Origin of the sequence: Paraburkholderia terricola, assembly GCF_900142195.1 — a bacterium.
GTDB lineage: Bacteria > Pseudomonadota > Gammaproteobacteria > Burkholderiales > Burkholderiaceae > Paraburkholderia > Paraburkholderia terricola.
The window spans coordinates 1-21,284 of sequence record NZ_FRAB01000036.1; the positions used below are offsets into that span (position 1 = coordinate 1).

Sequence of the window (21,284 nt, forward strand, 5' to 3'; positions counted from 1 at the left end):
TGGGATTTGCGTTGCTGGGCTTCGAGGTCGCCGTAAGCTATACGATGCGGATCGAGCCCGGCAGAGCCGAGCCGGAGGTATGGGCCGGACTTCGTCCGAATACCCGCAACCTGATTCGCCGTGCCGGCGAACAGCACACCGTTCGTCAGATAGCGGACGCGAACCTGTTCGTCAGCTTCTACGATGCCAATTTGACGCGCCGGAATCGTGACAACGTGTACGGCACGCACGTCATGAGGCAACTCGTCGATGCCTTCATCTCGAGGGGATCCGGCATGGTGCTTGGCGCCTACCAGGCGGACGGCAGCTTGTGCTCCGCCATCGCGGTGATATGGGATAAACACACGATGTATTACCTGCTGTCGTCGAGAAAAGAAGGTGCCCATGGCGGTGTCATCGGCCTGTTGTTATGGAACGCCATGCGCAGTGCCAGGGAAAAAAACCTCACTTTCGACTTCGACGGCATTTCCAATGTCGGCATTCTCAAGTTCCTCAGCGGTTTCGGGGGAACCCTGGTTCCGCGGCTCGAGGTCGAGCGGGCGAGAGCGGACTATGCCGCGATGCGAAGCATCCTGCATCTGGGGCGATGCGTATCACGTTCGGTACGCCAGCGCGTAAGGCGACTGAAACGTGGCGGGTGACGTCTATTGCGACGACGCGAACACTTGCTTGAACATCGGAACGAGAAAACGATTCCCGTATTCGCTCATGTGATGCCTGTCCGAATAGAGCGGCCTTCCCTGGTAGGAACCCAAACACTTTCCCTCCGGGCAGAGATACGGCGTGGGATCGAGCAGTTGGACGCCGCACTGATCGCGTGCCTCACGCAATAACTTGAGCACTCGCGCGTTGCGCTTGTAGTACTCAGCCATGTCTAGCGTCAGGTCGGGGGCGCCTGGGTCCGCGAGTTTTTCGCGCGCGAGCGTATTCGGCACGTTCACGTCGAATTCAGGAACCGGTTGCACCAGATAGACGGGCCGCGTTTTAGCGAGACCGCACATGGTCGATAGAAAGTGCCTGCGGTATTGATCGACCGAGTACGGCTCGCCCTTGTATCCCGGTTGATTGGTATCCGAAAAAGACAGCTTGCTGGCGGATTCGCCCGACATGTATTCGGACCAGTGGTTGACGATAATGACAGGCGGACTCCTCGACGATTGTTTGCCGAGCAGACGGATGTATTTCCGGTTGGCCTCGAAGCATTCGCCGTTATCGCGGCGCACGCCGTCGACCGTCGGGCAACCCTGCACCGCGATCAGGATCACGTCGCCACGCTTGCCGTTCGGCACGGCGGCGTTCACCGCCTCGGCGAGCGCGTCCGCATGGCTATCGCCGAGAATCACGGCACGACTCGCCAGTTGCGTTTTATATACGTCGCATGGATCCATGAGCATATGACAGACGCTACGGTGCGGATTGGTGTCGTACGTTTCTTCGTCCGCGACGAAGACCGAATGGTCGAAGCGCTCCGGTACACCCTGCCGGTAGTAGATCGCGCCGCCGCCGATGAAAACCAGCAACGCGAATGCAAGCGTCACGGGCAGTGGAACGCTGGGCAGAAAGGCATGAGAGGGGGCGGCCTTGCCTTGCGTGCGCAATTCCACGAACTTCCACGAGAGATAACCGAGGACGAACGAAGCGAGAATGCCGCCTGCGATCCACACTGGTTGAGTGGCCTTTTCATAGTAGTTTTCCGCCACGACTATCGGCCAATGCCACAGGTACACCGAATACGAAATCTTGCCGATGAATTGCGCGGCCGCGTTGCTCGTCGCCCACGATGTGCTTCGCGCCGCGGCGATGATCAGCGCCGTGCCGGCCACGGGCAATAGCGTCAACCAGCCAGGCCAACTGACTCCGGCGTTGAAGCTCAATAGCGCAAAGGCTATCAGCCCAAGGCCGGCCCACTCCATTGCCGCTCGCGTACGCTCGGGCGCGCGTATCGGGTAGAGATACGCGAGTGCGCCGAAGAGCATTTCCCACGAACGCGTCGGCAAGAGATAGAACGCCGCGCTGGGCCATCTCGTTGGGGCGGACAGGTAGATGCAGGTGGCAAGGGAAATCACTGTCCCGATCATGATCCATCTGCGCAACCATGCGGCGGACAGCCAGTTTCTCAACGCGACAAGCACGAGCGGGTATAGCAGGTAGAACTGCCACTCGACTGAAAGCGACCAGGTATGCAACAGCCACTTATCGAGGGATCGAACATCGAAATAGCCGGCCTCGCGCCAGAACGAGATATTGGAGAAAAAGCCGATGCTGGCAGCGGCTTGCTTGCCGAGGGCGCGAAACTCCGAAGGCAAAAGGACGAACCAGCCGATGGCCAACACCATGAAACACATTGCCGCCAACGCGGGAACGATCCTTCGTGCGCGGTACCTGTAAAACGTAAGAACCGAGAACGAGCCTTTGTCGATGCCCCTGAAGATGATGTCGGTCATCAGGAAGCCCGATATGACGAAGAACACGTCGACGCCGATAAACCCGCCGCCAAAGTGCGGCACCGAGAAGTGGTAAAGGACGACGGCTGCTACGGCAATGGCACGCAGACCGTTGATGTCACTTCGGAATTTCATCGAAGTCTCCCGGGTGCCGATAAACCGACGATGGCGAACGTCGGCGGATGAGGTCCTCACATACCTGGATCACAGAGGCTGGACGCTGACCCGAGTTGAATGATGCATCGCCCGGGCGAGCTGTCGATGTGCGATGGCGCACGCTTTCAGTGCTCGCTTGGCGCGGGGAAACGCCTACGGAAAAATCGTGACAATTGAACGTTCGCCACTTCGCTGGCTATTACTGTCTCGCTTAATGAATGGAAAAAGGAATAGCCAATGTGCGCTTGCGCACGCTTCTCTCCGAATAGGAGGAAGCGGCTTACGACAAGCCTTCATAATGTGACCTTTGTGATTTCATCCCGCACTTCGCGGCCTGTGCGCACGATATCTGGTTTTCTTCCGCCAAACGGAACGATCACGTTCGTCGACTCTTTTGCAATGGTGAGCGTGATGTCGAACTGCTCACACTTCAATCGGGAAAGTGCGGAAGCGCCGCTACTCACGGGTGGCCGCTTGCGATGGCGCGGCAGGTCCATCGCCGGCTTGATCGGCTTACGGGCGGTCCACAGAGCGTCGCTCGCCCCCTACGCACGATGCGACGCGTAAAGGAGTATCACGATGGCAATGAGCCCCGTCGCGTTTGAAGTCGTTCGTGACATCGACCGATTCCGCGCGCTGCAATCCGATTGGAACGACCTGTGGCGTCGCGCGGAAGGCGAGTATTTCCAGTCCTTCGCTTTCTGCCATGGCACGCTTGAGGCGGAAGACGCCGCATCCCGACGCAAACTCCACTGCATCGCCGGACGGCGCGAGGGCAGGTTAGTCGTGGTGTGGCCTCTCATGACGTTCTGGAGAAGCTGCTGGAAGTACGCTACAGCACTTACGCCCGCCAACCGGTCGCCCAGTGACATCCTTGCCTCGCCGGACGGGGACGTCGAGCAGATCGTGAATGGCGCATGGAAAGCGGCACTGCAATCGACTCGCGCCGACGCCATCGAGCTATGGCGAATTCGCTCGGACTCGCCGCTGTGTCGCAATGCGACGCGCCATGGTGTTATCGAGCGAGGCACCGAAGAAACGACACCCTACGCCAGATTGAGAGATCAGGGCCCGTGGGAGACGTTTGTGCGCGCGCTGCCGGGCCGCAAGAAAACCCGGCCGGAGTATCTGGAACGGCGCCTCGCGAGGCATGATGAAGTGAAGTTTGAAATCATCGATGTCAACGACAGTCGCGTGCCGTCACTCGTCGAGTGGTTCGTGTTGCGCAAGCGCGAGTGGGCGCAGCACAATCTGATCGACAGCCGGTGGACTTTTTCGGAAGCCAGCAGCAAGTTCTGGCGCAGCCTGTTGTCGAACGATTCGTCTGGTGTTGGCGTATTCCGCCTGTTCGTCCTGACGCTGGCCGGAGAGCCGGTAGCCTTGAATATCGTCGCCGTGCAGGCTACGCGCGCTTATCTGGTGGCCAACACCTACGATCTCAGATACGGGAAGTTGACACCAGGAACGGTGCTTGTCGATTACTGCGTGAAATGGGCATTCGACAATCGGCTCGACATGGACTTCGGGCCAGGCGACCAGCAATACAAATCCTTCTGGAGCGCCGGGCACTCGTACCTCACTTCGTCGTTTCTCGTCATTCCGACCCGCTGGGGGCAGGCGGGTTATGCGGCGAAGCAGGTCGCCAAACAACTTCGCACGGTGACCTCGAACATCGCGGGCCGGCGAACGCCCGAACAGAATCCGGTGCATTCGCCGTAGGGCGGCGCGCCGCGCGCGCGGTTCAGTGGTGCCGCGTCTTGTCAGGGGCGGACGCGGTAATCACTTCGTGGTGGCCCATGAGCAGCCAGTGTGGTGTTCTGAACCGCACGATGCAGCTATAGAGCCAGAGATACACGGCGACGAAGGCGAGCGCCGCGCAGGCAAGCAGGAGCGGGCTTTGCCAGAAGAGTGTGGCGGGCACAATGCCGATCAGCGCCATTGCCCAAAGGTAGATCGACGCAGTCGGATTGCCGCGCTCGCGCCGCCGGGTGTGACCGGAATACACGCCGCGCCGTGCGATGCGCTTGTAGACGAGCGTATGCATATGCAAACCGTCGGGCTGACTCGCTGGCCGGCCCTTGAGCATGCGCCGGCGATAGATCGAGAAGACGGTTTCGAACAGCGGATAAATGGTGACGACCGCGGCATACCAGGCGGACACATTCGGATGACGCAGTATCAGGATCACCAGCAGCTCCGCCATCACGAAGCCGGCGAAGTATGCGCCGCCGTCCCCGAGAAACACCGATGCCATCGGATAGTTCCAGATCACGAAGCCCAGGATCGCGCCGACCATGGTGAGCGCGACGCTCATCACGAACCAGTCCCCTACCTCGTGCGCGACGTAACCGATCGAGCCGAAGATCAGGATAGCGGTGACCGAGGCGAGGCCGTTCATGCCGTCCACGATATTCATGGCATGAGTGAGGCCGGCGACGGTCAGCACGGTGAGACCTATCGCGACTGGCGCGAACGTCAGGTACGCGTCGATCAGCGGCAAATCCACACGCACCACTACCGCATCGAGCAGATACACGCCTAGCCCGGCGCCTGCCATGGCGAGCAGCAGGCGCACGCGTGGACTGACGCGCTTGGTCAGATCTTCAGCGAGGCCGCTGCAAAAGGCGGGCGCGGCGACCGCTAACAGCAGCATCGTTTCGGCACGTGGATTGGTTCCGAACAGCGCGCCAACGAAACAGGTGAAGCAGGTTGCACTCACGACGCCGATGCCGCCGACTCGCGGCACAGCGTAGGTGTGGTTCTTCTGCACCCCGTGCAAGTCGTAGTCCATCGAGAACTTGCCGAACATGCCCGCATAGCGAACGATCAGCATCGTGACGAGGAAAGAACTAATGAAACTAAGCGAGAGATTAAACATGGTATCCAGGCCGGCAGCTCAACTATGGGACGACTCATGAACGGAGTGCGCTTTGCGTCGACTTTTCGGTTTAGTGAAGAATATGTTTCGCATAATGCTTACGTATGAGCGAGCCAGATGAACAGCCAATCCCGCGACCGTTTCATCATAGCCAGAAAAAGCGGGCGTTCAAGATTATTTGGCATGGCGGTTTACCTTCATTCGACGCACAGAGATAGCAGCGTGGCCGGCCCGATCAGCAAAAGACCGCACACGTCCGCCGTATTACCGTGTTAGTACGCCACTCGCGCAGCGGCCAATGTCTGCTAGCGCACATAGGTTCCGCGGTTTGCTTAATGGACGCTTGTTCCATCGGAGATGTGATGCGCGGATAACACTGATTAAGCGGGAATTAATATATATGAGGAATTGCGTGATTGAACGGCCGGGTAACCGCTTAGTGTTTTTCGACTCGCTCGTTTAAGAATGTGAGTTAAAGTTTTGACGGGCGATGTCCATGCCAGCGTATGAACCCGCGCGGAGGAGACGACATGTGTGCTATCGAACGGCAACCTGATTCCGCGGGCCGGCAATGAGGCGCCGCGAGGGGACGGCGCAAGATGCGCGCAAGACCGGGCAATCGATTTCAGTCGCGCGGCGGCGCATCGTCCGCGCGCTTCCGTTGCTGGCATGCCCGATGGCGGCGGGAATAACACACGCGGCGCAGGCGGCGCAGGCGGCGCAGGCGGACAACGCGTCGAACGAACCGGTCGTGATGGCCAGTGCGTTTGGCGTCGTAGGCGACGGACAGGCAAACGATCGAGCGCAACTGCAGGCGGCCATCGACCGATCAGTCGGCAAGACGCTGGTGATCACGGGCGCATGCCGCATCGACGCGCGAGGCCTGGATCTGCGCAGCGGGAGCCGCGTGCGGTTCGCGCAAGGCGCGTCGATCAAGCTGCTGCCGCACGATGCAGCCTTCTATCAAATCATCCGCATCTGGGACGTGCAGAACGTCGTGCTGGAACGCGCGATGCTGGACGGCAGCAAGGCGTTGAATGCCGCGCCAAAAGATACCCGTAATGGCGGATACGGCATGGGCATTTCGATTGCCGGAAGCTCGAACGTCACGCTCATAGCGCCGACCACGTCGGAATGCTGGGGCGATGGCATCTATATCGCCAACAGCTACACGTACAAGGGCCGATTTCCCAGCGCCATCAAGGTGATTGGCCATCGGGCGTACGGCTGCCGCCGCCAGGGCGTCTCGATCATCAGCGGCTCCGACATCCTTTTCGAGCACCCGGTCTGGGAGAACATCGGTGGGACGATGCCGTCGGCGGGTCTGGATATCGAGCCGAACAGCAACCTCGATGTGTTGCAGAAAATCCGCGTCGTGAGCCCGACCACGCGTAATTGCCGCACGGGCATCCTGATGTATTTGCAGGAGATCGTCGGCCCGATCCCCAAGGTCATTCAGATCGAAATAACAAATCACCGCGACGAGTCGGCGGCCGTTTCCCCCGTCAACATCTCGGGGCTCGAACTGAATGGCCGAATCGTGAAAGGCCGCATCGTGATCGACTCGCCGGTGTGGGTCAAGCCGCGCCTCGCGGCATTGAGAAGCGAGAACTATGACCGCGTGAGCGGCCCGGAGATCGTCGTGAACAATCAGAAGATCATCCCCTAGCTGGCTCGCCGCAGCCGCGCCTGGATTGGGCCGTCGTGCGTGCGTGCGCTCCCGAACATACCTGAAGAGGGTGCGCTGATAGCTTGAGGTACGCGCTGACAGGCGGATAGCGCTGCAACAGTCTTTAGCGAGAAAGCCCATGAAAGAAGCTTCAACTATAGAGGCGAGCGTCGGCCGGGACGAGCGGGCAGGTCTGGCTTCAATCCTCGACGCTTTGATCGAATACCGTGTGATGATTATCGTCACGACGCTCGTTGTCATGCTGCTCGGGGCGAGCTACGCATTTCTCACGCCATCGATTTACGAGGCGAGCGTGCTCATCAAGGTCGAAGACTCGACCGGCATGGCCCCACGACATGACGGTAATGAACTCCTGAATAACATTTCGCCCGGCTTCGACGAGAAGTCGTCCGCCGAAAGCGAAATGCAGGTGCTCGGTTCGAGGTTGATCATTGCGCGCGCGGTGGATGCGCTGCACCTTTACGTCAACGCGAAGCCGCACTACTTCCCTTTGATCGGCGAATGGCTGGCTCGCCGCGCGGACGGTCTGTCCGCGCCCGGCTTCATGGGGCTGGGGGGATATGTCTGGGGCGCCGAATCGATCAAGGTCGAGTCGTTTGAAGTGCCGCAACGAGATCAGGGTCAGGGTTACACGCTGAAGGCGCTGCAGAACGGGTTGTATTCGTTGAGCGGGCCAGGACTGCCCGACGAAGGCGCAACCGGCACGGTAGGGCGCGTACTGCGCGTCGACTCGGCAGCCGGTTCAATCACGCTGCTGGTCAAATCGCTTGTGGGACGCCCCGGCGCCGAATTCGATCTGACGAGGGAATCGCGTCAACTGACCGTCGACCGGCTGCAGCGAACCCTCAAGATCAAGGAGCAGGGCGCGAAATCCAGCGTGCTGAAGGTCTCGATCGAAAGCCCCGATGCGGCTCGCGCCACCGAGACGATCAATCAGATCGGCCGCGAGTACGAGCAATGGAACGCCGCGCGCAAGGCGGTCATCGCGAAGAACTCGCTCGATTATCTGCAAAGCCAGTTGCCGTCGATGGCGCGGCAGGTTCGCGAAGCGGAAGACGCGTACAACAACTATCGCAACGGACACTCGCTGCTGGACATGAACGAGGAGGCACGACTGCTCCTCTCGCGCAGCGCGGACGCGACGACCAAACTGATCGAATTGCAGCAAAGGCGCGCCACGCTGCTGGCGACGTTCTCGGCCAGCTATCCGGCCGTCGCCGCACTCGATAAGCAGATCGGCTCGGCACAAAAGTACATCGACGACCTGAACTCGCAGATCAAGGGGATGCCCACCGAGCAGCAGGGCGCGATGCGGCTGATGCGCGACGTTCGCGTCAACACGGACCTGTATACGACGCTGCGCAACAACATCGAACAATTGCGCGTTATCCAGGCTGGCAAGGCTGCCTCCGCGCAGTTGATCGACACGGCGGACGTGCCGGAAAAGCCGGTCAAGCCGATCAAATGGCTCGTCATGCTGGTTTCGACGATGTTCGGGCTGCTCTCGGGTATCGGGCTCGCGATTGCGCGTGACTACGTCTTCCGCGGCGTGACGGACTCGCGCGAGATCGAAATCGGCACGGGCCTGAGTGTATTCGCGGCCATTCCGCAAAGCGACAAACAGCAGTTGGTGGACAGGAAGGCGAAGGCCCGAACCGGTGAGAGCCTGCTGCTTGCTTCCCTCTATCCGAGAGATGCCGCCGTCGAAGCGTTGCGTATCCTCCGCTCCGCGTTGCAGTTTGCACAGATCGGCGCGCGCAACAACGTCGTCATGATCGCGGGCCCGCTGCCGGGCATCGGCAAGTCGTTTCTGTCCGCCAACCTGGCGGCGCTGCTTGCATCGGGCGGCCGGCGCGTGCTGCTGATCGACGGGGATCTTCGTAAAGGACACCTGCATCGCCTGGTTGGTTTGCAGCCTGGTCAAGGTCTCGCGGATGTGCTGGCCGGAACGTGCGAACTCGACGCGGCGATTGCGCGAGACGTGCAGCCGCGGCTCGATGTTCTGCAGACCGGTCCCTATCCGACTCACCCCGCCGAACTGCTCATGCTGCCGAGGTACCGGGAGATGATCGAAAGCGCATCGGCGCGCTACGACATCGTCGTTATCGACGGACCGCCGGTGTTGGTCGCGTCGGACACAGGCATCATGGCGCCCGTCGCGGGCTTGCTGTTCCTCGTCGCGCGTTTCGCGGACACGCGTGTGCGTGAGCTCGAGGAGTCCGTCAAGCGGCTTGGACAGACCGGCGCCCGAGTGAACGGCGTGCTGCTGAACGGCATCAACATGCACACGATGGACTATGCGCTCGCGCGCCGCTACGGCAGTCGCGCCTATGTCGCGTACGACTACCATTCGGACTCGACGACGCGTTAACCGACGTTAGCGGCTGCACATTCAAGAACAAAGCGGGGGCAATACGTGGGCGCCCCAACGCAATCGTTGCATTAGCGGAGACTGGTCATGCGTGAGTCGAATGGACTAAAGGTCGCGGTAGTCGGCTTGGGGTACGTGGGTTTGCCTTTGGCGGTGGAGTTCAGCAAGCATCGTGAGGTAGTGGGGTTCGATATCAGTGGCGCGCGTATTTCGGCGCTGCGGGAAGGGCGCGACGCGACGCTGGAAGTGAGCGAGGAAGAACTGGCGGCGGCGACCGGCATGACGTTCACGTCCGACGTGGAGGATCTGCGGGCATGCAACGTTTTCATCGCCACCGTACCCACGCCGATCGACCGTTTCAAGCGCCCGGATCTTGGCCCGCTACTGCGGGCGAGCGAAACGATCGGCTCCGTGCTCAAGAGAGGCGACATCGTGATCTACGAGTCGACCGTGTATCCCGGTGCGACGGAAGACGACTGCGTGCCGGTTCTCGAACGGGTGTCGGGCCTCAAATACAACGTGGACTTCTTCGCGGGCTATAGCCCGGAGCGCATCAATCCCGGCGACAAGGCGCACCGCGTGACCGACATTCGCAAAGTCACCTCGGGTTCGACGCCGGAGATCGCGGAGGTGGTCGACGCGCTTTACCGCGAGATCATCACGGCCGGCACGCACAAGGCGAGCAGCATCCGCGTCGCGGAAGCGGCCAAGGTGATCGAGAACACGCAGCGCGATCTGAATATCGCGCTCGTCAACGAACTCTCGATCATCTTCAACAAGCTTAACCTCGATACCGAAGCGGTTCTACAGGCCGCCGGAACCAAATGGAATTTCCTGCCGTTTCGTCCCGGTCTCGTAGGCGGCCACTGCATCGGCGTCGACCCGTACTATCTGACGCATATGGCGCAGTCGATCGGTTATCACCCGGAGATCATCCTTGCCGGACGACGGCTGAACGACAGCATGGGCGAGTACGTCGTATCGCAAATGATCAAGGCGTTGACGCGCTCTGAAATTTTCATACCCGGTGCGCGGGTGCTCGTGCTGGGCCTCACGTTCAAGGAAAACTGCCCGGATCTGCGCAACACGCGCGTGGTCGATATCGTCCACGGCCTGAAAAACTACGGCGTGCTCGTCGATGTATTCGATCCTTGGGTATCCCGGGAGGCCGCGCACCACGAGTACGGGATCGATCCGATCGAGGAACCGGAGGTGGGTGTATACGACGCGACCATTGTTGCCGTTGCGCACAGGCAGTTCGTCGAGTGGGGATACGAGAAACTGCGTTCGTTCGGCAAGCCGCGGCATGTGCTTTACGACCTCAAATATGTGCTGCCGGCAGAGTCGAGCGACCTGCGCCTATAGTGCTCGATAAACCCGTCGGCCTTCGGTGCCGGCATGAGTGTCATGGTCAGGAGACTTCAATGTCAAACCGATACGATCGGGTACGTCGCGACCTCGTTCAGCATCCGCAAACGTGGCTTATTACAGGTGTGGCCGGTTTCATCGGTTCGAATCTTCTGGAGACATTGCTCGAGCTCGATCAGCATGTGGTCGGGCTGGACAACTTCGCGACCGGCCATCGCCGCAATCTCGACGAAGTCCGTTCGCTGGTCGGCATCGACCAATGGCAGCGCTTCAGGTTCATCGAAGGCGATATACGCAATCCCGCCGAATGCGCGGCGGCTGTGAAGGGCGTCGATCACGTGCTGCACCAGGCGGCGCTCGGCTCCGTGCCGCGTTCGTTGCTGGACCCCATTGCGACCCACGAGGTGAACCTCAGTGGTTTCCTCAACATGCTGCTTGCCGCACGCGATGCGAGCGTCAAAAGCTTTACCTATGCCGCCTCGAGTTCCACTTACGGCGATCACGCCGGATTGCCAAAGGTCGAGGACTGCATAGGGCGCCCGTTGTCGCCCTATGCGATCACCAAGTACGCGAACGAACTGTACGCATCGGTCTTCGCGCGCAACTACGGTTTCAAAACGATCGGCCTTCGCTATTTCAACGTTTTCGGCCAGCGCCAGGACCCGGACGGCGCCTATGCGGCGGTGATTCCGCGCTGGACGGCCGCGCTCATCAACGGCGACGAGGTGATCATCAATGGCGACGGCGAGACGAGCCGGGACTTCTGCTTCGTCGCCAATGCGGTGCAGGCGAATCTGCTGGCTGCGTGCGCCGACGAAGCGAGCCGCGACCAGGTCTACAACGTCGCGGTGGGTGACCGTACCACGCTCAATCAGCTGTACGACTATCTGAAAGCGACGCTCGCGCTTCATGGCGTTCAGCCAGGCGAGCACCGTGCCACTTATGGCCCTGCGCGCGACGGCGACATCCGCCATTCGCAGGCCAACGTCGAGAAGGCGGAACGACTGCTCGGCTACGCGGACGCCATTCCACTCGCGCAGGGACTTGCCGTGGCGATGCCGTGGTATGTGCGCTTCGTTGCTCAGCGCAACGGCCGAGGGGACGACGCTCGCGGCTTCGATGAAGCCATTCACATGACGGCGGGGTGAGCGCGTGTTTTCGTACTTCGGCGCGTTACGAAGCAAGATCCCGCCATTTCACCCCGATCATTTGCGCATCGCACGTGGTGCGATGCGCATTTCGGTTTTCGTGCTGGCGGGACGCTGTGCGGGCGCATTGAAGGAAATGGCCGTCGCGTACCGTTATGGCACAGGCCCTGTGGTCGATGCATACCAACTGACCATGACGCTGGTGGGCTGGCTGCCCGTGGTGATCGCGACGATATTCATCATGGTGCTTGTGCCAGTCTTTGTCGATCTTCGCGCGCAGCCGCTTGCGGATCAGACACGCTTTCTGGGTGAACTCGAAGCATGGGCCATAGCGGTGGGCGCGGCGTTGACGCTATTGCTCTATGCGTGCTGGCCGCTCGCGCTGCAGATCGGCGCGAAGAGTCTGTCGGCGGAAACACGCGCCCTGTGCCGGCAGATGATCCTGACGATGGGACCGGTCGGCGCGCTCATGCTCGTGTCCAGCGCATACGCGGCGCGGCTGCAATCGCGCGAACGCCACATCAACACGCTGCTCGAAGGTCTGCCCGCCGGCTTCGTGCTGGCCTTCGTTCTATCGATCGGCGACCAGACCAAGGCGCTGCCGCTCATATACGGCACGATCGGCGGGTACGTGGTCCAAACCCTGGTCGTGCGAGCGCTATCGGTGCGGGTCGACCCGATTCGCTACAGGCTCCGTCTGACGCTGAAGGCGCCGCAATGGCAGCGGGTGTTCCGGGCGGTGCGGGTGCTCGCCCTCGGCCAGGTGGTCATGTGCTGCACGCCGATACTGGATCAATTCTTCGTGGTCGCCTATGGCGATGGCGCGGTCGCCACGGTGGGCTACACGAACCGCATTCTCTCGCTGCTCCTCAGCATGGGCGCGCTCGCAATCGGTCAGGCAATCCTGCCGATCCTGTCGGATATCATCGGCGTCGGCGATCTGTCGCGCGCCCGCCATACTGCCGTGAAGTGGACGATGCTCATGTTTCTGCTCGGCTCGGCCATTGCGCTGGTGTCGTGGTTGCTTGCGCCGCAGGCCGTTGCGCTACTGTTCCAGCGCGGCGCATTTACCGCGCGGGATACGGCGGCCGTGACGGAGCTTTTTCGCTGGGGGCAAATGCAGGTGCCGTTCTATTTCTCCGGCCTCGTGCTATTGACGCTGTTCGCGAGCGCGGGAAGTTACCGGGAAATGGCCACCATCGCCCTGCTGAGTTTTCTCGTGAAGGTCGCCGCCAACGTCGTCATGACGCACTGGCTGGCCGTGCCCGGCATTTTCGCGGCCACTGCGCTGACGCACGCGACGACGCTCATCTGCTATCTCGTGTACGTGCAAGGCTGGCCAACGGGCACCGCCACGACGACGGCAGGGCAGCCATGAATATCGTTCTTCTCGTGAGTTCGATGGGCACCGGCGGCGCGGAACGCGTGGCATCGACGCTCGTCAATGCGTGGGCCGGGCGGGGCGACACGGTGACGCTCGTCATCACCTATAGCGGCCGCGGCACCTGCTTCTATACGCTCACGAGCCAGGTGCGGCTCATCTATCTCACCGATCTCGCGGGGCGGAAGCGCTTGGGGCCGCGCGGTTACGCGGCACGCCTGCGCGCACTGCGCACGTTGCTTTGCGACAGCAAGCCGGATGTCGTCATTTCGTTTCTCACCAACGTCAATATTTCGGCGATCCTGGCGTCGAGGGGATTGCGCGTGCCCGTCATCGTGTGCGAACACAATGATCCCGCCGCCGACGGGCGCTCCCGTTTATGGCGGCTCGCGTGCCGCCTCCTCTATCCACGGGCGAGCCTTGCGGCGGTGCTGACGGAGAACGTCGTCGCGCCGTTCAGGCAGATGGTGCCGCGCATGGCGCGCGTCGCCGTGATGCCCAATCCGCTGCCCGACGAACTGTTCGATCGCGCCGATCGCGGCGGGCTCGCCCGCGAGCGAGGCGTGACAGAGCATGGCGATGGCAGGCGACGGCTCGTCTCCGTGGGCCGCTTGCACGAGCAGAAGCAGTATGACCTGTTGATCGCCGTGTTCGGGTCGCTTGCCGATGCTTTCCCTGAATGGGATTTGTGGATCTGGGGCGACGGGCCGGAGCGCGCAAGGCTCGAGGCGCAGGTGGCGGGGGCGGCGTTGAAAGAGCGCGTCTTTCTGCCCGGCAAGACAGTCGACCCGTGGGCGGAAATGGCGCGCTCGGACCTCTTTGTGCTGTCGTCGCGTTTCGAAGGCTTGCCGATGGCGCTGATGGAAGCGATGGGACTCGGCATGGCAACGATCGCATTCGATTGCCGTAGCGGCCCCAGGGAACTGATGCGCGCCGGTAGCGACGGATGGCTGGTGCCGCCGGGCGACGCGTACGGAATGGAGCAGGGCTTGCGGCGCCTGTTCTCCGATGATGCGTTGCGTGCCGAACTCGGCCGCAGAGCGGCGCGGTCAATCCGGGAGCGTTTTTCGGCGCAGGCCGTGCTCGACATGTGGGATGCGGAATTCGAGCGTGTGGGCGCGCGCCCGCGGCGCGCCGGCGCGGCAGTGAGTGCCGCGATGCCGGCCGTCCCGCCCGACAGTTCGCGCGGGGACATACGCCAACCCGCACGCCAGCCCGCGCTCGTAAACATTCAGCGCGTCGACAAGGAGCCGACATGAGCAAGGTGATCCTGTTTGCCAACACCGATTGGTACCTCTACAACTTCCGGCTATCGCTCGCGCGGAAGTTGCGCGAACTGGGTCATGAGGTCGTGCTGCTTTCTCCGCCAGGCGAATACGGACCGCAACTGCGCGCGCTGGGATTTCGCTGGGAGCCGGCCCCGATGGTGCGGCGCAGTCTCAACCCATTGCGCGAAGTGACGCTGTTGATGTGGCTCGTGCGTTTCCTGCGGCGCGAACAGCCCGACCTCGTGCACGGCTTTACCATCAAGTGCGCGGTCTACGGATCGTTGTCGTCCCGTCTTGCCGGGGTGGCGGTGCGCGTCAACGCCGTGGCGGGAATGGGCTATGTTTTTTCGAGCCGCGACGTCAAGGCGATCGTTTTGCGTCCGCTGGTGCGCAGAGTGATGCGCACGGCGTTTGGCGGCAAAGGCAGCATGCTGATCCTGCAAAACCCCGACGATCTTGCGCTGTTCCGCACGGCCAATATCGTCGACGAACGGGCGATACGCGTGATCAAGGGTTCGGGGGTCAACATCAGCCGCTTCAAGCCGCGTTCCGAGGAAGCCGATCCGCTCGAAGCGCAGCCGTTGCGCGTGGTTCTGGCGGGACGGCTGCTGTGGGACAAAGGCATCGCCGAGTACGTCGAAGCGGCGCGCATCCTCAAAGCCGAAGGCCGCAGCGTGCGATGCATTCTCGCGGGAACACCGGACCCAGGCAATCCGGCTGCCGTCGACGAGAACTTGCTGCGGGGCTGGGTCAGGGATGGACTCGTCGAATGGCTGGGACACGTTAGCGATATGCCCGCGCTCTTTGCCGAGACCGATGTGGCGGTGCTGCCCAGTTATCGCGAAGGGCTGCCCAAATCGATGATCGAGGCGGCGGCGTGCGCGTTGCCGCTCATCATTACCGATGCGCCGGGATGCCGCGAGGTTGTCGGCATCGACGGCGAAGAAGGGCTCGTGGTGCCGGTGCGCGATGGCCGCGCACTCGCCGGCGCCATTCGTCGTCTCGACGACGACCGGGCGCTGGCGCGCAAGCTCGGTGAGGCGGCGCGGCAAAAGGCGCTACGGGAATTCGACGAACAGATCATCATCGAGCGCACGCTCGCCGTCTACCGGGAAGTGCTCGCGCCGGCGCGGCAGGCCATGCCCGTGAGCGGGAGCGTCGTCCCGTGAAGATCGTTCACGTGATTACGGATCTCGCCGTCGGCGGCGCGGAGACGATGCTGGTGCGGCTGATCCGAACGTCACAGCGCGAGGGCTTGCAGCATGTCGTCATATCGCTGTCGCGCGAGGCGCCGCTGGCCGATCGTCTCGTCGAGCTCGGCGTAGAGGTGCGTGTACTCGGGATGAGGCGCGGCATGCCCGACATCAGGACGTTTCGCCGCCTCATCCGATGGCTCGACGAACTGGAACCGGATGTCGTGCAGACCTGGATGTATCACGCCGACCTGATGGGCGGCGCAGCCACCTATGGGGCGCAAGCCGTGCGTTTTTTGCGCGGCGCGCATGTGAAGCGACCCGCGCTGCTGTGGGGCGTCCATCACACGGATCTGCGTTTGACCGGCAGCGCCCGCATGACGCGCTGGATCGCGCGCGCATGCGCGCTGATCTCGTCGCGCATACCTGATCGGATCGTTTGCTGCGCCGAATCGGCGAAAGCGTCGCACCGCCTGGGCGGCTACTGCGCGCAGCGCATGACCGTCATTCACAACGGCATCGACCTCGAACGCTTCCACGCCAGTCGGGGGGCGCGCGAGACGTTGCGGCGCTCGCTCGGTATCGGGGCGCTCACTCCACTCGTCGGAATTGTCGGCCGCTACCATCCCGTCAAGGACTATGGGACGTTCATCGCCGCGATGCGCATCGTTGTCGACGCGATGCCGGAATGCCGCTTCGTGATGGCCGGTCAGGGGCTCGAACCGGATAATGACGAACTGGCAGCGCTGCTCAACGCCGCGGGAATCGCTCATGCCTGTAGCCTGGTTGGACCGCAGGCGGAACCACAGACCCTGCTCGCCGGACTCGACGTGTTCTGTCTGTCGTCAAGCAGCGAGGGCTTGCCGACTGTGATTGGCGAGGCGATGGCCTGCGAAGTGCCGTGCGTTGCAACGGATGTCGGCGACACCGCGTTGCTGATCGGCACGACCGGCCGCGTCGTGCCGGCGCAAGATCCCGAGGCGCTTGGTCGCGCGTTGTGTTCGTTACTCGCGTTGCCGCGTGACGAACTCACGAGGCTCGGACATGCGGCGCGAAGACGGATTCAAAGCCGCTTCTCCATAGAAGCGAGTTGGCGCCGTTACGAAGAGGCTTACGTGGAGGCGCTGGACAAGCGAGAACAGTCGGCGGTTTGAGCGGCGGATCGCACATGGCGCTAACTGTCCGTTCGGGAAGTGGTTTAGTCCGCACTGCCTCTTTGCGTAGCAGCGCCCGTGTCAAGGGTCCAGCCGTACTGCTTGATCGCCTGTTCCAAGGCCTCTGGGTCGCTAATGTTTGAAAAATCCGGGGAGAGTGCCGGCCGTTGCTGTGACTGGGAGACGTCGGTGTCTGTAACAGGGTTGGGTTCTGCTACTGCCGCTGCCGTGGTTTCCGCGACCGTGCGGTTATCAGTAGGTGATGCGTCGACACGCATGTCTTTGTCGGTGGGTACTCGGGTGGGGGAGAGGGCCGTATCGGTCGACGTAAGCCCGGAAGGCGGCGCGGTGTCGAACTTGTCTTTGGGCATGCCGAGTGTTGCATCGATCTCGCGCAACGCGCGCGGTGTCATGTAGGCGGTGTCGGCAGACGAATTCTGTTCTGCAGCGGCAGCGTCATGAGGGGCAGGCTGCGCTTCGTCGCGGACTGCTACAACTGGTGCATAGCGCAGATAGGTCAGGCCGAAGGCGACGGCAGCCGCGATACATGCGCCCAATAAAGCCGTCCTCACGCTGAGCGTTCGCTGCAACAGCGAAGGCGGCCTTGGAGGAAACGCGGACAGGCCGTGAGCGTCGTAGGCGTCGACGTTCACCAGATCGCGCTCCGGAGGCTGAGAGTGCTGCACATTCGCTCGTTGTGAGTACGTGCCCAACTGGTCGCGGTTTGCTTCGGGCACGGCGGACTGAAACGCTCCACATCGGGTGCAGAAGCGTTGGTCTCGCTGTATGAGGCTTCCACAGCGCGGGCAGACGGCGGAAACCATGGCGACCGGAAACAGCATGCGCTTGTTCATACTCGAACCTTTCGAATGATCCGCGCCCTTGCTGGTGTATGTCGCTTTATAGCCAGCGACGATGGCCATGATGTCCGTCAATACGCAACGACCCGATACGATGAAGGTCGCCGAACGCGGCTGGCGGCCGTCGAAGCGCGGATATTGATGTTGTGCTGTTCGGCGAAATTGAAGTGTGGGCTCGACCACATTTCTCGCGGGAATAGCACCGTGATCGATGAGCAGCCAGGCTATCGTGTATCTGTGGCTATAAAGGCGCGATCGGATAAAAGACGGTTTCAATAAACAGCCGGCACCCTGAAGCACGGCCCCCGATCTTTCCGATTTGAGGAGAACCTGAATGTCAAGGAACCACTTCAGCCGGCGTTCTTTCCTGCAGGGGTCCGCATCGGCTGCGGCTCTCATGTCGCTTCCAATGCCGGCCATGAGCGCAGGGTCGGTTTCGACCCGGCTGGAATGGCAGGTTTTCAAAACCACGCCGCAGTACGCATCGTTCCTGAATGCGGTAAAACTGATGAAAGCGGCCACGGACGCGACAAAACCGACCTCCTGGGCGTATTGGGTCAACGTCCATATGAACTACTGTCCGCATATGGTGCCGTACTTTCTCGCGTGGCATAGGGGCTACATTTACTACTTCGAACAGCAGTTGAGAACGGTGTCCGGAGACAGCCTGTTGACCTTGCCGTACTGGGACTACTACACGTATCCCACCATGCCCAGTGAGTTTACCGATCCGTCCAGCGGTAATGCACTTTATGTGTCGGGCCGGGCCAACTCGAACGTCTATTCCGCGCTCACGCTTGCGCCGTTCGCACCGAACGTAACCAATTTTCAGCGCGGTACGTCCAACTCGTTTGAGGCGTCTTTCGAATCGGCTCCGCATAATCCGGTGCACAACGTCATCGGTGGATGGATGGCCGACATGCAGTCGCCGACCGACCCGATCTTCTATTTGCATCACGCGAACGTCGACCGCCTATGGGACGCGTGGGCGCAGCAGCCGAAAACCACGATGCCTTATCCGAACAGTTCGTACTGGTCCGGAACGTTCACTTACGCAACCGGCCTGACGATGAAGAAATCGACGACCTATATGCCCTCGTTGCTGAACTACCAATATTCGAATCAAAAGGTGCCGACTGCAATGCCGCTGAACGCTCAGGAAGGACGCATCATTCGTGTGCAGGCGCAGCATGCCCCGATCCTCGTGCGACCGGCGCTCGGCAGCTTTTCAACGACGCCCCCGCGTACCATCGCGACGACCCGCCGGTCGCTTGGCGGCGTCGCGAATCTTACGCTCAACGAGCGGTCTGTCAGTGCGCGTTTGCCCTTGCAGGCGTCAGGCACCACCTCCTTGCAGGATGCAGTGGCTGCGAATGCGTCAACCGTCGATACAGCCACCACGAGCGAGACGACAACGACAACGTTCAAGTATCCGCGCATCGTGCTGGACAAGCTTGGTGTCACCAGTGCGGGAAAGCAGGGCGGCTATTTCTATAACGTCTACCTCAATCTGCCCGCTTCGGGTAACGCGGACGTCGAGAGTCAGTCGCATTTTCTCGGCACGTTCGGGCCATTCGAAGTGTCGGGTGCAATACACCATGGCGAGGGCAGCCTGGTATTGCCGGCGACCGACGTGTTGCGCAACGTCGGCGTAGCGAATCTGAAGGAGGTTGTGATCTCGCTAGTACGCGTCAATGGTCCGAACTACCCAACGGGTCCGGTATTGACGGTAGGCGAGATGCGTCTCGAGCTGTCGACGGAAGGCCCGTGATCTGCTGAGAGTGTGAGCGCTGCGACGCGAGGGCATTGTTTGCGCGCGTCGCAGCCGCACACTTCAGCCTCTTCGCAATGTTGCCCTTGACCCGGTTGTGTAGCGGCTGGAGTTCGCAGCGTCCTCCTGCTTGTCGATCCAATCGCGCGCCCAGTCCAACGCACACTGCCTGGCAGCCTCCGGCGCGATAAACCTCGGACCCACGAGGCCGGAGTGCGCCACCCGTTGTCCGTTTTCCGTGATTTCCGCCCAGCCTCGAAACAGATCGTTCTGCATGAGGTCCGCAGCGGCGTGGACGACATAGCCCCGCTCGTTGACGACGCTCGTTCCGCTGGCTTCTGACGCGCTCCGCCATGCCCCCTGGGAGTAAACGCGCTGACGTTTCGACGATGCTTCTTCCTGCGCGCTTGCGTCGTCGTTGCATGCTTCTGCAGGACCGGGCTCCGTGTCGCGCGTGCGGCCTATGTCGCCCAATATCCAACTGTCGGCATGGTACGCCGTGCGCTCGGTGCTCGTACTCAGCCACGACTCCTGGCTTTTCCAGACCACGTCAGGTGTGCCGACGTCGTCCTCCGTGCCCGCATCATCGAGCGGAGCAACGGCTGGTTTCTGATCCGCCTTCTTCTCTGAAGGCGGTCGATCGGGAACATATGAAAAATGCCGTCCTGCACGCGACAGGACGCGCATCATTTCCGCCAGTTTTCCATTTATCCGCCACTGTTCGAATCGGTACCTGCAAGTGGGCTGCGACGGATATTTCTCTGGCAGCTTCGACCACGATTCTCCCGTGGTCAAAATCCACAAGACCGCGTTGGTGACCACCCGCGGCTGTACCCGCGGACGGCCGCGTTTCGTCAGGCGAACAACGGGATCGGCCAGCATGGGGCCGATCAATGACCACTCCTCGTCGGAAAGCTCTTCGAAGAACATTGCAACCTCCAGGACATTGCAACTCCCAAGTCTCACCGCGCGCGAATGCAGCTCGACGGGCATAAGCGGTGACGACGCGTATTGTCTGCGGAAATAGCGGTGACAGAGCTTGCCCGAGGCTTGGGCTGTTCTGTCGCCCGCTGAAACCGGATAGGTGCGGCAGGGCAATGCGAAGTTCCCGCCTGATAGTGATTGACCCATGCCATATTGTTTTTTGCAGTCAGGGTTTGGACACGACTCAACGCAGCGTCCACTGAATCTTTTGTCAGGATACGCTGACGCAGGATCTGTCCCTTGGCTGGACACGCCAGCAGTGGTGCGGTTTGACGGGGGAATGTGTAGCCATTGCCTTGATGGCTGTCTGGGCCGTTCAAGTGCTTCATCCGTCGTGGCGCGACGAGTGGCGACCTGCCGCTCATGCAGGCGAGCGACTTTGAAGGTGCCGCTAGTTTTGTGTGCCGAGGTCGGTATGAGGGTTCTTGGCTGAGGGTAACGCGCTCGTCGAACGGAATGCCGAATTGTCGACTGCTGCCGTCGGGTCACGGGCAGCGTGTTTCAATCCACATCGATGTTTCGCAAGACAAGCTGTCGCCGCGTGCTGACGTGCGTCATCGCGGACATCGCGCACCTTGGGCACGGTACATCGCATGCCGGTGGTCGCGCCGCATTGCG

At 61.4% G+C, this 21,284-nt stretch carries 16 protein-coding genes; 11 read left to right on the forward strand and 5 right to left on the reverse strand.

The window, feature by feature from the left end; translation table 11 throughout:
* On the forward strand, positions 1-641 hold a 641-nt coding region (locus tag BUE39_RS24750; protein WP_143169519.1), incomplete at its 5' end, for a GNAT family N-acetyltransferase.
* 3 nt (positions 642-644) lie between these two features.
* Here BUE39_RS24750 and BUE39_RS24755 read toward each other — a convergent pair.
* Together BUE39_RS24755 and BUE39_RS34435 are read right to left on the reverse strand one after the other, a co-directional pair.
* Complete coding sequence (locus BUE39_RS24755) at positions 645-2,579, reverse strand: acyltransferase family protein (RefSeq protein WP_073431356.1); 1,935 nt, start codon at positions 2,577-2,579, stop codon at positions 645-647.
* Positions 2,580-2,893: 314 nt separating this feature from the next.
* Positions 2,894-3,097 carry a hypothetical protein gene (locus BUE39_RS34435; protein ID WP_143031974.1) on the reverse strand — a complete coding sequence of 68 codons (204 nt, stop codon included), beginning with the start codon at positions 3,095-3,097 and terminating at the stop codon, positions 2,894-2,896.
* Between the two features lie 82 nt (positions 3,098-3,179).
* Here BUE39_RS34435 and BUE39_RS24760 point away from each other — a divergent pair, with 82 nt between their 5' ends.
* Positions 3,180-4,319, forward strand: coding sequence for a GNAT family N-acetyltransferase (locus BUE39_RS24760; RefSeq protein WP_073431357.1), 1,140 nt, complete (start codon positions 3,180-3,182; stop codon positions 4,317-4,319).
* 22 nt (positions 4,320-4,341) lie between these two features.
* Here BUE39_RS24760 and BUE39_RS24765 read toward each other — a convergent pair whose 3' ends face one another.
* On the reverse strand, positions 4,342-5,478 hold the full coding sequence (locus BUE39_RS24765) for an MraY family glycosyltransferase (protein WP_073431358.1): 1,137 nt from the start codon (positions 5,476-5,478) through the stop codon (positions 4,342-4,344).
* 676 nt (positions 5,479-6,154) lie between these two features.
* On the opposite strand from BUE39_RS24765, the gene BUE39_RS24770 reads away from it, so the two are divergent.
* From BUE39_RS24770 to BUE39_RS24805, 8 genes are all read left to right on the forward strand, one after another.
* The gene (locus BUE39_RS24770) at positions 6,155-7,147 is read left to right on the forward strand and encodes a right-handed parallel beta-helix repeat-containing protein (RefSeq protein WP_235004933.1); all 993 of its coding nucleotides are present in this window, start codon (positions 6,155-6,157) and stop codon (positions 7,145-7,147) included.
* A gap of 139 nt (positions 7,148-7,286) precedes the next feature.
* Positions 7,287-9,539: a polysaccharide biosynthesis tyrosine autokinase gene (locus BUE39_RS24775; protein ID WP_073431360.1), complete on the forward strand. Its 2,253-nt coding sequence runs from the start codon at positions 7,287-7,289 to the stop codon at positions 9,537-9,539.
* Between the two features lie 87 nt (positions 9,540-9,626).
* Positions 9,627-10,904, forward strand: coding sequence for a Vi polysaccharide biosynthesis UDP-N-acetylglucosamine C-6 dehydrogenase TviB (tviB, locus tag BUE39_RS24780; protein WP_073431361.1), 1,278 nt, complete (start codon positions 9,627-9,629; stop codon positions 10,902-10,904).
* 59 nt (positions 10,905-10,963) lie between these two features.
* Complete coding sequence (locus tag BUE39_RS24785; RefSeq protein ID WP_073431362.1) at positions 10,964-12,055, forward strand: SDR family oxidoreductase; 1,092 nt, start codon at positions 10,964-10,966, stop codon at positions 12,053-12,055.
* An 82-nt stretch (positions 12,056-12,137) separates the two neighbouring features.
* A complete protein-coding gene (murJ, locus tag BUE39_RS24790) occupies positions 12,138-13,433 on the forward strand; it encodes a murein biosynthesis integral membrane protein MurJ (RefSeq protein ID WP_084561475.1) in 1,296 nt (431 codons plus the stop codon).
* Complete coding sequence (locus tag BUE39_RS24795) at positions 13,430-14,695, forward strand: glycosyltransferase family 4 protein (RefSeq protein ID WP_073431364.1); 1,266 nt, start codon at positions 13,430-13,432, stop codon at positions 14,693-14,695. The genes murJ and BUE39_RS24795 overlap by 4 nt, the downstream gene beginning before the upstream one ends.
* Positions 14,692-15,873, forward strand: coding sequence for a glycosyltransferase family 4 protein (locus BUE39_RS24800; RefSeq protein ID WP_073431365.1), 1,182 nt, complete (start codon positions 14,692-14,694; stop codon positions 15,871-15,873). Before BUE39_RS24795 ends, BUE39_RS24800 begins: the two co-directional genes overlap by 4 nt.
* The gene (locus BUE39_RS24805; protein WP_073431366.1) at positions 15,870-17,051 is read left to right on the forward strand and encodes a glycosyltransferase family 4 protein; all 1,182 of its coding nucleotides are present in this window, start codon (positions 15,870-15,872) and stop codon (positions 17,049-17,051) included. The genes BUE39_RS24800 and BUE39_RS24805 overlap by 4 nt, the downstream gene beginning before the upstream one ends.
* Before the next feature lie 44 nt (positions 17,052-17,095).
* On the opposite strand, the gene BUE39_RS24810 is transcribed toward BUE39_RS24805, so the two are convergent.
* Positions 17,096-18,310: a zinc ribbon domain-containing protein gene (locus BUE39_RS24810; RefSeq protein WP_167363302.1), complete on the reverse strand. Its 1,215-nt coding sequence runs from the start codon at positions 18,308-18,310 to the stop codon at positions 17,096-17,098.
* Between BUE39_RS24810 and BUE39_RS24815 the strand changes: the two genes are divergently transcribed.
* Complete coding sequence (locus tag BUE39_RS24815; protein WP_073431368.1) at positions 18,246-19,682, forward strand: tyrosinase family protein; 1,437 nt, start codon at positions 18,246-18,248, stop codon at positions 19,680-19,682. The genes BUE39_RS24810 and BUE39_RS24815 overlap by 65 nt on opposite strands.
* Before the next feature lie 63 nt (positions 19,683-19,745).
* Here BUE39_RS24815 and BUE39_RS24820 read toward each other — a convergent pair whose 3' ends face one another.
* On the reverse strand, positions 19,746-20,612 hold the full coding sequence (locus BUE39_RS24820) for a transposase (RefSeq protein WP_073431369.1): 867 nt from the start codon (positions 20,610-20,612) through the stop codon (positions 19,746-19,748).
* Positions 20,613-21,284: the final 672 nt, after the last annotated feature.

What these genes read in the sequence shown, in the direction of transcription:
- BUE39_RS24795 (WP_073431364.1), top strand. Translation starts at nt 13,430, where the DNA reads ATGAATATCGTTCTTCTCGTGAGTTCGATGGGCACCGGCGGCGCGGAA.
- BUE39_RS24785 (WP_073431362.1), top strand. Translation starts at nt 10,964, where the DNA reads ATGTCAAACCGATACGATCGGGTACGTCGCGACCTCGTTCAGCATCCG.
- BUE39_RS24770 (WP_235004933.1), top strand. Translation starts at nt 6,155, where the DNA reads ATGGCGGCGGGAATAACACACGCGGCGCAGGCGGCGCAGGCGGCGCAG.
- BUE39_RS24760 (WP_073431357.1), top strand. Translation starts at nt 3,180, where the DNA reads ATGGCAATGAGCCCCGTCGCGTTTGAAGTCGTTCGTGACATCGACCGA.
- BUE39_RS24755 (WP_073431356.1), bottom strand. Translation starts at nt 2,579, where the DNA reads ATGAAATTCCGAAGTGACATCAACGGTCTGCGTGCCATTGCCGTAGCA.
- BUE39_RS24820 (WP_073431369.1), bottom strand. Translation starts at nt 20,612, where the DNA reads ATGTTCTTCGAAGAGCTTTCCGACGAGGAGTGGTCATTGATCGGCCCC.
- tviB (WP_073431361.1), top strand. Translation starts at nt 9,627, where the DNA reads ATGCGTGAGTCGAATGGACTAAAGGTCGCGGTAGTCGGCTTGGGGTAC.
- BUE39_RS24815 (WP_073431368.1), top strand. Translation starts at nt 18,246, where the DNA reads ATGTCAAGGAACCACTTCAGCCGGCGTTCTTTCCTGCAGGGGTCCGCA.
- BUE39_RS24800 (WP_073431365.1), top strand. Translation starts at nt 14,692, where the DNA reads ATGAGCAAGGTGATCCTGTTTGCCAACACCGATTGGTACCTCTACAAC.
- BUE39_RS34435 (WP_143031974.1), bottom strand. Translation starts at nt 3,097, where the DNA reads ATGGACCTGCCGCGCCATCGCAAGCGGCCACCCGTGAGTAGCGGCGCT.
- BUE39_RS24810 (WP_167363302.1), bottom strand. Translation starts at nt 18,310, where the DNA reads ATGAGAGCCGCAGCCGATGCGGACCCCTGCAGGAAAGAACGCCGGCTG.
- murJ (WP_084561475.1), top strand. Translation starts at nt 12,138, where the DNA reads ATGCGCATTTCGGTTTTCGTGCTGGCGGGACGCTGTGCGGGCGCATTG.
- BUE39_RS24765 (WP_073431358.1), bottom strand. Translation starts at nt 5,478, where the DNA reads ATGTTTAATCTCTCGCTTAGTTTCATTAGTTCTTTCCTCGTCACGATG.
- BUE39_RS24775 (WP_073431360.1), top strand. Translation starts at nt 7,287, where the DNA reads ATGAAAGAAGCTTCAACTATAGAGGCGAGCGTCGGCCGGGACGAGCGG.